The organism is Streptomyces albidochromogenes, assembly GCF_005981925.1.
Lineage (GTDB): Bacteria > Actinomycetota > Actinomycetes > Streptomycetales > Streptomycetaceae > Streptomyces > Streptomyces albidochromogenes.
Genome location: NZ_VBVX01000293.1, coordinates 1 through 7,752 on the forward strand (window position 1 = coordinate 1; position 7,752 = coordinate 7,752).

8 protein-coding genes are annotated in these 7,752 nt (G+C 71.3%); 5 read left to right on the forward strand and 3 right to left on the reverse strand.

What is annotated here, in order from left to right:
- Window positions 1-206 precede the first annotated feature (206 nt).
- The 3 genes from E2E34_RS27710 to E2E34_RS27720 all read left to right on the forward strand — a co-directional run bounded on the left by E2E34_RS27710 (window position 207) and on the right by E2E34_RS27720 (window position 2,714).
- Complete coding sequence (locus E2E34_RS27710) at window positions 207-398, forward strand: DUF6381 family protein (protein ID WP_138904630.1); 192 nt, start codon at window positions 207-209, stop codon at window positions 396-398.
- A 219-nt stretch (window positions 399-617) separates the two neighbouring features.
- Complete coding sequence (locus E2E34_RS27715; protein WP_138904631.1) at window positions 618-1,907, forward strand: ATP-binding protein; 1,290 nt, start codon at window positions 618-620, stop codon at window positions 1,905-1,907.
- A gap of 84 nt (window positions 1,908-1,991) precedes the next feature.
- On the forward strand, window positions 1,992-2,714 hold the full coding sequence (locus E2E34_RS27720; protein WP_138904632.1) for a hypothetical protein: 723 nt from the start codon (window positions 1,992-1,994) through the stop codon (window positions 2,712-2,714).
- Window positions 2,715-2,723: 9 nt separating this feature from the next.
- Here E2E34_RS27720 and E2E34_RS27725 read toward each other — a convergent pair whose 3' ends face one another.
- Window positions 2,724-3,506 carry a TetR/AcrR family transcriptional regulator gene (locus E2E34_RS27725; protein ID WP_138904633.1) on the reverse strand — a complete coding sequence of 261 codons (783 nt, stop codon included), beginning with the start codon at window positions 3,504-3,506 and terminating at the stop codon, window positions 2,724-2,726.
- A gap of 110 nt (window positions 3,507-3,616) precedes the next feature.
- Between E2E34_RS27725 and E2E34_RS27730 the strand changes: the two genes are divergently transcribed.
- Window positions 3,617-4,609, forward strand: coding sequence for an ATP-binding cassette domain-containing protein (locus E2E34_RS27730; protein WP_138904634.1), 993 nt, complete (start codon window positions 3,617-3,619; stop codon window positions 4,607-4,609).
- A complete protein-coding gene (locus tag E2E34_RS27735) occupies window positions 4,606-5,487 on the forward strand; it encodes an ABC transporter permease (protein ID WP_425573419.1) in 882 nt (293 codons plus the stop codon). Before E2E34_RS27730 ends, E2E34_RS27735 begins: the two co-directional genes overlap by 4 nt.
- A gap of 53 nt (window positions 5,488-5,540) precedes the next feature.
- Here the strand turns inward: E2E34_RS27735 and E2E34_RS27740 are convergent, their stop codons facing one another.
- Both E2E34_RS27740 and serC read right to left on the reverse strand, forming a co-directional pair.
- Window positions 5,541-6,218: a DUF4360 domain-containing protein gene (locus tag E2E34_RS27740; protein WP_138904635.1), complete on the reverse strand. Its 678-nt coding sequence runs from the start codon at window positions 6,216-6,218 to the stop codon at window positions 5,541-5,543.
- A gap of 345 nt (window positions 6,219-6,563) precedes the next feature.
- Window positions 6,564-7,682, reverse strand: a complete 1,119-nt coding sequence (gene serC, locus E2E34_RS27745; protein WP_138904636.1) for a phosphoserine transaminase — start codon at window positions 7,680-7,682, stop codon at window positions 6,564-6,566.
- Window positions 7,683-7,752 lie beyond the last annotated feature (70 nt).

Below are 7,752 nucleotides of genomic sequence, written 5' to 3' on the forward strand. Positions count from 1 at the left end.
GAAGCGGGGACGCCGGGGGTGGGGACGGGAAGGTCACCCTCGGGCTCGTCGTGATCGGCGGCGTCCTCGCCGCGTACCTGGGGCTGAAGCGGCTGATGCGGCGGTCATAGGTGCGTTCTAACGGAGGGTGACCGTTCGGCGTGCGAGGGTGACGAAGCCCTGGTTCGCTGAAGGGGACCCGCTCTCCCCAACGTCAAGGAGTGACGATGAGCGTTGCAGGCGAATCCAGTGGCCGTGTGCAGCAGATGCGTGAGAAGGCCGAGCAGCTGAGGCAGGCGGCGGAGCGCGCGACCGATCCGCAGGAGCGTCAGAAGCTGCAGGACAAGGCGCAGCGGCTGCAGGAGCAGAGCCGGCAGGAGGGCTCGATGAGCGGCCAGCAGGGGTTCCTGCCCGAGTAGGCGGACCGCCTGTCCGACCTCGGCGCCTCATGAGCCGATGGCCTTCCGTACCGCGTGAGCGGGCGGGGGGCCATCGGCCCGTTCCGGGCCCGGGAACGCGAGGCCCCCGCAACCGACGGATCGTCCGACTTCCCCCCGCGCTTTGTGCACCGTGGCGCAGGACCCGTCGCACACGCGCCCCTAGCCTCACCGGAACAGCACCTACGAGGGGCGGTACCGGTGAACTGGCTCATCCACGACTACCGCGAGAGCGATCTCGCGGCAGTGGTCCACCTGATCGACACCACGGCCGAGCTCGGGCAGGAGTCGGTGTTCTCGCTCGCCGAGTGCATCGGTGCGCTCACGTCGCGGCAGCCCGCCGTCGTCGCCGTCCACCAGGGCGTTCCCATCGGTGCGGCGCTCGCCTGCGTCGCCGGGGAGCGCGCCTGGGTGATGCGCATCGCGATCTCCTCCGCGTGGCGCGGCCGTGGGCTGGCCAGTGCGCTGCTCGTGGAGCTGGAGCGGCGGCTCGTCGCCGCCCGGGTGGGGCGTATCGCGTACGTGCTGCCCGAGGAGGACCTGCTCGGTGAGGGCCTGCTCAACGCGGGGTACACGCGCCGGCCCGCCGTGGCGTACTTCGAGAAGGTGGAGCCGCTCCACGGCCCGTCCGCCAACCTCCTGGAGGACCTCGGCGGGCGCTTCCTGCCCAGCGACCTCTGGGCGAAGGTGGCCGGCATGGAGGCGGAGAAGGACCTGATCGAGCGGCGCGTCGTACTGCCGCTCGCGCAGCCGGAACGCGCCGCCCGGCACGGGGTGCGGCCGCCGCGCGCTGTCGCGCTCTTCGGGCCTCCCGGGACCGGCAAGACGACGTTCGCGAGGGGCATCGCGTCGAAGCTCGGCTGGCCGTTCGTCGAGCTGCTGCCGTCGCGGCTGGCCGACGAGGGCAACCTCGCGGCGGCGCTGCGGGACGCGTTCGCCCGTATCGCGGAGCTGGAGCGGGTGCTGGTCTTCATCGACGAGGTCGAGGAGATCGCTCCGGTACGGACCGAGCCCGCGCAGCCCGGCGGCATGCACGGAGTGACCAACGAGCTGCTCAAGCTCATACCGGGCTTCCGGGAGGGTGACGAGCGTCTGCTGGTGTGCGCCACCAACTCGATCCGGTCGCTCGACCCGGCGTTCCTGCGGCCCGGCAGGTTCGACTACCTGATTCCGATCGGTACGCCGGACACGGCGGCCCGGGCGGCGATCTGGGCCCGGTACACGGACGGCAGGGCGGATGTGGACGTGGCCCGGCTGGTGGAGGCGAGCGAGCTGTTCACGCCGGCCGACATCGAGCACGCGGCCCGTATCGCCGCCCAGGCCGCGTTCGAGCGGGACCTGGCGGAGATCGGAGCGGGTGCGGGCGATCCGCGCGCGCTCGGCGCGAGCACGGAGGACTACCTGGCGGCCATCGGGCAGTGCCGGCCGACGGTGACGCCCGCGATGATCGACCAGTTCGACGCGGACATCACGGCGCACGCCCGCTTCTGAGGCCGCGCGGCGGCCGTCCCCCGGTGACAGAATGGGACCGACGGCTCGGGGACGGATGTTCATGCCACGTGGGAGGCCACGATCATGGCGTCGCAGAGCGTGCACACCCCCGCCGCGTCCCACCCGGAGCCCGCCCCGCACCGCGACCTGTGGCCCGGGATCGCCGGGCTGGTGGCCGGAGGGCTGCTGATCGCCGGTCACATCCTGCTGATGCGTACGCCCGACACGACCGGGCGGGGCGCGATCAGGCACGTCGTGCGCTTCTACTCCAAGGACGGCAATCAGGCGCTGGCGGAGACGTCGGCGGTGCTGCTGCTGGTGGCGGGCCTGCTGTTCGTGTTCTTCCTGGTCGCCCTGTCGCGCCTGGCGGGCAACCGCTCGCACCTCGTCCTGGTGGGCGGCACGGTCTTCACCGTGCTGCTGCTGGTCGCGGCGATCACCGGGACCGCGTTCGCCATCACGGTCGGTACCTCCGACGTGCTCCGCGTCGGCCCGCAGACGGCGTTCCTGGCGATCCTGCTCCTGAACGTGGGTTACCTCGCGACGATCGCGGCGATGTTCGGCGCGGCGGTGCTGCTGTTCGCGGTGTGGCGGGTGGCGCGCGAGTCGCGGGCCGTGCCGATGTGGCTCGGGTGGTTCGGGTTCGTGGTGGCCGTGCTGTCGCTTGGCGCGCCGTTCAGCGCCTGGGCCACGCCGGTGCTGCTGGGGGCCTGGATCATGGCGGCGAGCGTGGTGCTCATCCTGAACGCACGGGTGGCGCAGCGGGACGAGGGGCCGGAGCCGGCCGTGGCGACCGGCACGCCCTGAGGCCGCCCGTCAGTGCTGTCCCGCGCGCTCTGCTACCAGCACCTCGAACCCCGCCACCAACCGGCGGAGCCCGAACGCGAAGTGGTCGAAGCCGGTGTCGAAGGCGTCCTCGTCCAGAGCTGCGACCAGCGGGAACTCCCCGCTCGCCATGGCCTGCTCCAGGTACGGCATCTGGCTTCCCCAGAACTCCTCGTGGCTCTGCCCCGTCTCCTTCGCCGCTTCGTCGGCCTCGGCCTCCATCCGGGCGACGCCGACGACGAAGCTCTGGACCGCGATGATCGAGGAGATCAGCTCCTGGTCGCGGAGCCCCATGCCCTGGAGCGCGGCCACTGACATCTCGAGGCCGCGCACCGCGCTCGGTCCGAGGACCGTGCGCGCCTGGTTGATCTTCAGCAGCCACGGATGGCGCCGCAGCAGTGCGAGATGGGTGCGGGCCATGGACTCCATGGCCGTCCGCCAGTCCGCCGGCTCCCGGGCGTCGACGGCGTCGAGCGGCTCGCCCTGTACGCGGTCGAGCATGAGGTCGAGGAGTTCGGCCTTGCCCGGTACGTAGCGGTACAGCGACATGGTGCCCGTGCCGAGGTCGGTCGACAGGCGGCGCATCGACACCGCGTCGATGCCCTCCGCGTCCGCGATCGCGATCGCGGCGGCCACGATGCGGTCGAGCGTGAGGCCGGGCTTGGGGCCGCGGGTGGGGCGCTCGCCCGTACCCCAGAGCAGTTCGAGGCTGCGGCCGATGTCGCCGCTGCCACTGGTGGTGCTGGTGTCGCCCGGCCCGGTCGTCTTCTTCATGGGCTCACTCTAAATCCGCTCCGCATGAACTGAGTACGGTGTACTCTCAATCGGGTACGCCGTACTCAGTTGCTCGATCGTCAGTGTGCCGTGAGCGAAGGGATCCCTTGGTGAGTGCCACCGATTACGCCGTGCGGGCGGAAGGACTGCGGAAGCGGTACGCGGAGAAGAAGACGGCCGGGGGCGGCGCGTACAAGCTCGCCCTCGACGGCTTCGACCTGGCCGTCCGTGCCGGCACCGTGCACGGCCTGCTCGGCCCCAACGGAGCCGGCAAGACGACCGCCGTACGCGCCCTGGCCACGCTCCTGAGGTTCGACGGCGGCCGGGCGGAGGTCGCGGGCGTGGACGTGGCCCGCGACCCTCGGCTCGTACGCCGCCGGATCGGCCTCGCCGGCCAGTACGCGGCGGTCGACGAGGTCATGACCGGGCGGCAGAACCTGGAGATGTTCGGCCGCCTCTTCCATCTGGGCGGGCGGCGCGCGAAGGCGCGGGCGGGCGAACTCCTGGAGCGGTTCGACCTGGTGGACGCGGCCGACAAGAGCGTGGGCGCGTACAGCGGCGGGATGCGGCGCCGGCTCGACCTCGCCGCGTCGATGATCCTCGCCCCGCGCGTGCTGTTCCTCGACGAGCCGACCACCGGGCTCGATCCGCGCGGGCGGGGCGAGGTGTGGGACGCGGTACGGGCCTTGGTGGCGGGCGGTACGACCGTACTGCTGACCACCCAGTACCTGGAGGAGGCCGACAAGCTGGCCTCGCGCATCACCGTCATCGACCGGGGGCGGGCCATCGCCGACGACACCCCGGACGGCCTGAAGAACCGGGTCGGCGGCGACCGGGTCGAAGTCGTCGTCGCCCGGGCGGCGGACCTGGCCGCGGCCGCCCGGGTGATCGCCCGTGTCTCGGTCACCGAACCGGAGACGGACGAGGTGGCGCTGCGGGCGCACGCGCAGGTCGACGACCGGGTGGCGGCACTGACGGAGGTGGCGCGGACCCTCCAGGACGAGGGGATCGCGGTGGAGGACATCGGGTTGCGCAGGCCCAGCCTCGACGACGTGTTCCTGCGCCTGACCGGACACCGTGCGGAACTGGAGGCGGCGGCGTGAGCACCGTGAAGACCGAGGAGACCGAGAAGCGGGAAACGGATCCGAATCCTGCGGCTCCCCACCCCGGGGATCTGTACCCCGCGGGGCCCGAACGGCGGCTGTACTGGGCCCTGGCGGACTGCTGGAACGTCACCCGGCGCACCCTCACCCACTACCAGCGCCAGCCGGTCACCATCGTCTGGCAGCTCGGCTTCCCGATCGTCTCCGTTCTGCTGTACGGATTCGTCTTCGGCGAGGCGATGGCGGTGCCCGGCGACGGGGACTACCGGGAGTTCCTGATGCCCGGGATGTTCGCCTCGACCATGGCCTTCGGGTTCATGGGCACCACGATGGCCGTGGTCACGGACTCCACGAAGGGCGTGATCGACCGCTTCCGCTCGATGCCCATGGCGCCGTCGGCGGTGGCGGCCGGGCGCGGTGTGTCCGATCTGCTGGTCGCCTGCGCCGAGTTGACGATCCTGGGGGTGACGGCCCTGCTCATCGGCTGGGAGGCCGAGGGCGGCGCGCCGGCCGCCGCGGGGGCCTTCGGGCTGCTCCTGCTGCTGCGCTTCAGCCTGATCTGGGTGGGCGTCTGGCTGGGGCTGCTCGTCCCCAACGCCGAGGCGGCCGGCGGCCTCTACGCGGTGGCCTTCCCACTGACGATGATTTCCAGCATCTTCGTGGCGCCGTCCCTGATGCCGAGCTGGCTGGGGCCGGTCGCGGCCTGGAACCCGGTGTCGTCGACGGTCACCGCCACCCGCGAGCTGTTCGGGCAGCCGGTGAGCGGCGGCACGTGGATCGAGGAGAACGCGGTGCTGATGGCGGTGGTCTGGCCGCTGGTGATCACAGCGGTGTTCCTGCCGCTGGCGGTACGCCGGTTCCAGGCGCTGAGCCGCTGACGCGGAGCCGGAGGGGTGGGCCCGGGAGGGGGGCGGACCCACCCCGGTCGCGACTAGGCCGGGCACTCCTTCCAGGCCAGCCGGTAGATGGTCTTGATGTCGCCGTCCGTCGAGTCCATCGCGATGAAGCTGTTGGTGCGGGTCGGGTCGGACGTACCGGCGTTGACGCGCAGTTCGGTGTTGATGTTGAAGTTCCGCTTCACTCCGCAGGGCGCCCAGACCAGCTGTCCCCAGTCGGTCTCGTCGGTGGCCTGCCAGTTGTTGTCGTACGGCCCGGCGTACGGATGGCTCCTCGACGCGGTGTCGGGCGAGCCCTGGAAGTAGTACGACGCCTTCTGTACGGCCGTGGCGCCCGGCTGGAGGCGGGCGTAGCCGCGGTAGTCGGCGCTGGCGACGGCGTACGTGAAGCCGTGCGGGACGTGCACGATCAGGTTGAGCTGGCAGTTCTTGCGGAAGTCGGTCGGCTTCGCGCCGAGGCCCACTTGGGCGAGGTAGTCGCTGTACGTGACGGTGAAGGCCGTGTTGTCGGGGGAGACCGCGATGGCGGCCGTTCCCTGGCGACAGCCCGAACCGTTGACGGTCGCTATCTCGATGACGATCTTGTCGGGCGGCGCGACGATCCCTTGGTCCGTCGCCGCCGAGGCGCTGTGTGCGGTCAGGGTGGAGGCGAGCATCGCGGCGGCCGCACCGCCGACGAGTAACGCTCGCTGCCGTCTTGTGCGTCTGGGCATGGTGCTCCGATCGGTCGTCGGGCGAACTTGGGGGGTCCAACCGAAGGAACTGTGACGTGGTGGCGCGGGTCCTCGGGTTCTGGCATGGGTGCATGGGCATGGGCATGGGCATGTCAAACATTCAAGCGGTTCCCTCCGGCCGTCGGCCGAGGCGCGCTGGAACCCTTCGGACTGTAGGCAGCGGGGCCCGGCCTGGGTAGAGCGGATATCGGCCGCGCACCGGAACGGGCTGTCCGATACCCGGGGTTCGACGGCCGGCCGGTGCGCCCGGCGCGGCCGGGGTACGGCGAGGGGCCCGGCGACAGTGTCCGCCGGGCCCCTCGCCGACTGCTCGTCGGCGTACCGCTACAGCTTCTCGATCACGTAGTCGACGCAGGCGGTCAGGGCCTGGACGTCGGCCGGGTCGATCGCCGGGAACATCGCCACGCGCAGCTGGTTGCGGCCCAGCTTGCGGTACGGCTCGGTGTCGACGATGCCATTGGCGCGCAGCGCCTTGGCGACCGCCGTGGCGTCGATCTCGTCGGAGAAGTCGATCGTGCCGATGACCTGCGAACGCTTCGCCGGGTCGGTGACGAACGGCGTCGCGTACTTCGACTCGTCGGCCCAGCCGTAGAGGTTGGCCGCCGAGGTCGCGGTGCGGCGGGTCGACCAGTCGAGGCCGCCCTGCGTGTTGATCCACTTCAGCTGGTCGTCCAGCAGGAAGAGGGTCGCGAGCGCGGGGGTGTTGTACGTCTGGTTCTTGAGGGAGTTGTCGATCGCCGTGGGCAGGCTGAAGAACTCCGGGATGTGGCGGCCGGACGCGTGGACGCGTGCGGCGCGCTCCAGGGCGGCGGGGGAGAAGACCGCGATCCACAGGCCGCCGTCGGAGGCGAACGACTTCTGCGGGGCGAAGTAGTAGACGTCGGTCTCGGCGATGTCGACCGGCAGGCCGCCCGCGCCGGAGGTGGCGTCGACCAGGACGAGGGAGCCGGCGTCGGCGCCCTCGACGCGCTTGACCGGCGCCGCGACACCGGTCGAGGTCTCGTTGTGGGTGAACGCGTACACGTCCACCCCCGCCTCGGCCCGCGGGTCCGGGTGCGTACCGGGGTCGGAGGCGATCACGGTCGGGTCGTCCAGCCAGGGCGCCAGCTTGGCGGCCTTCGCGAACTTCGACGAGAACTCGCCGAAGTTCAGGTGCTGGGACTTGCGTTCGATCAGGCCGTGGGTCGCGATGTCCCAGAAGGCGGTGGAACCGCCGTTGCCCAGGATCACCTCGTAGCCCTCGGGGAGCTGGAAGAGGTCGCGTACGCCGTCACGCACCGAGCCGACCAGGTTCTTGACCGGGGCCTGGCGGTGGGACGTACCGAGGAGGGAGGTGCCGGTGGCGGCCAGGGCGTCCAGCGCCTCCGTACGCACCTTGGAGGGGCCCGCGCCGAAACGGCCGTCGGCGGGCTTCATGTCAGCGGGAATCTGGATCTCAGCCACGAGCCGGAGCGTAGCCGGTCGCGGGAGGTGCCGGAGACGCCCGTCCGGCGACTGAGACGCGGTCTCCGGC

Coding starts and splice junctions, on each gene's coding strand:
- E2E34_RS27720 (WP_138904632.1), top strand. CDS start 1,992: ATGGCGTCGCAGAGCGTGCACACCCCCGCCGCGTCCCACCCGGAGCCC.
- E2E34_RS27725 (WP_138904633.1), bottom strand. CDS start 3,506: ATGAAGAAGACGACCGGGCCGGGCGACACCAGCACCACCAGTGGCAGC.
- E2E34_RS27740 (WP_138904635.1), bottom strand. CDS start 6,218: ATGCCCAGACGCACAAGACGGCAGCGAGCGTTACTCGTCGGCGGTGCG.
- E2E34_RS27710 (WP_138904630.1), top strand. CDS start 207: ATGAGCGTTGCAGGCGAATCCAGTGGCCGTGTGCAGCAGATGCGTGAG.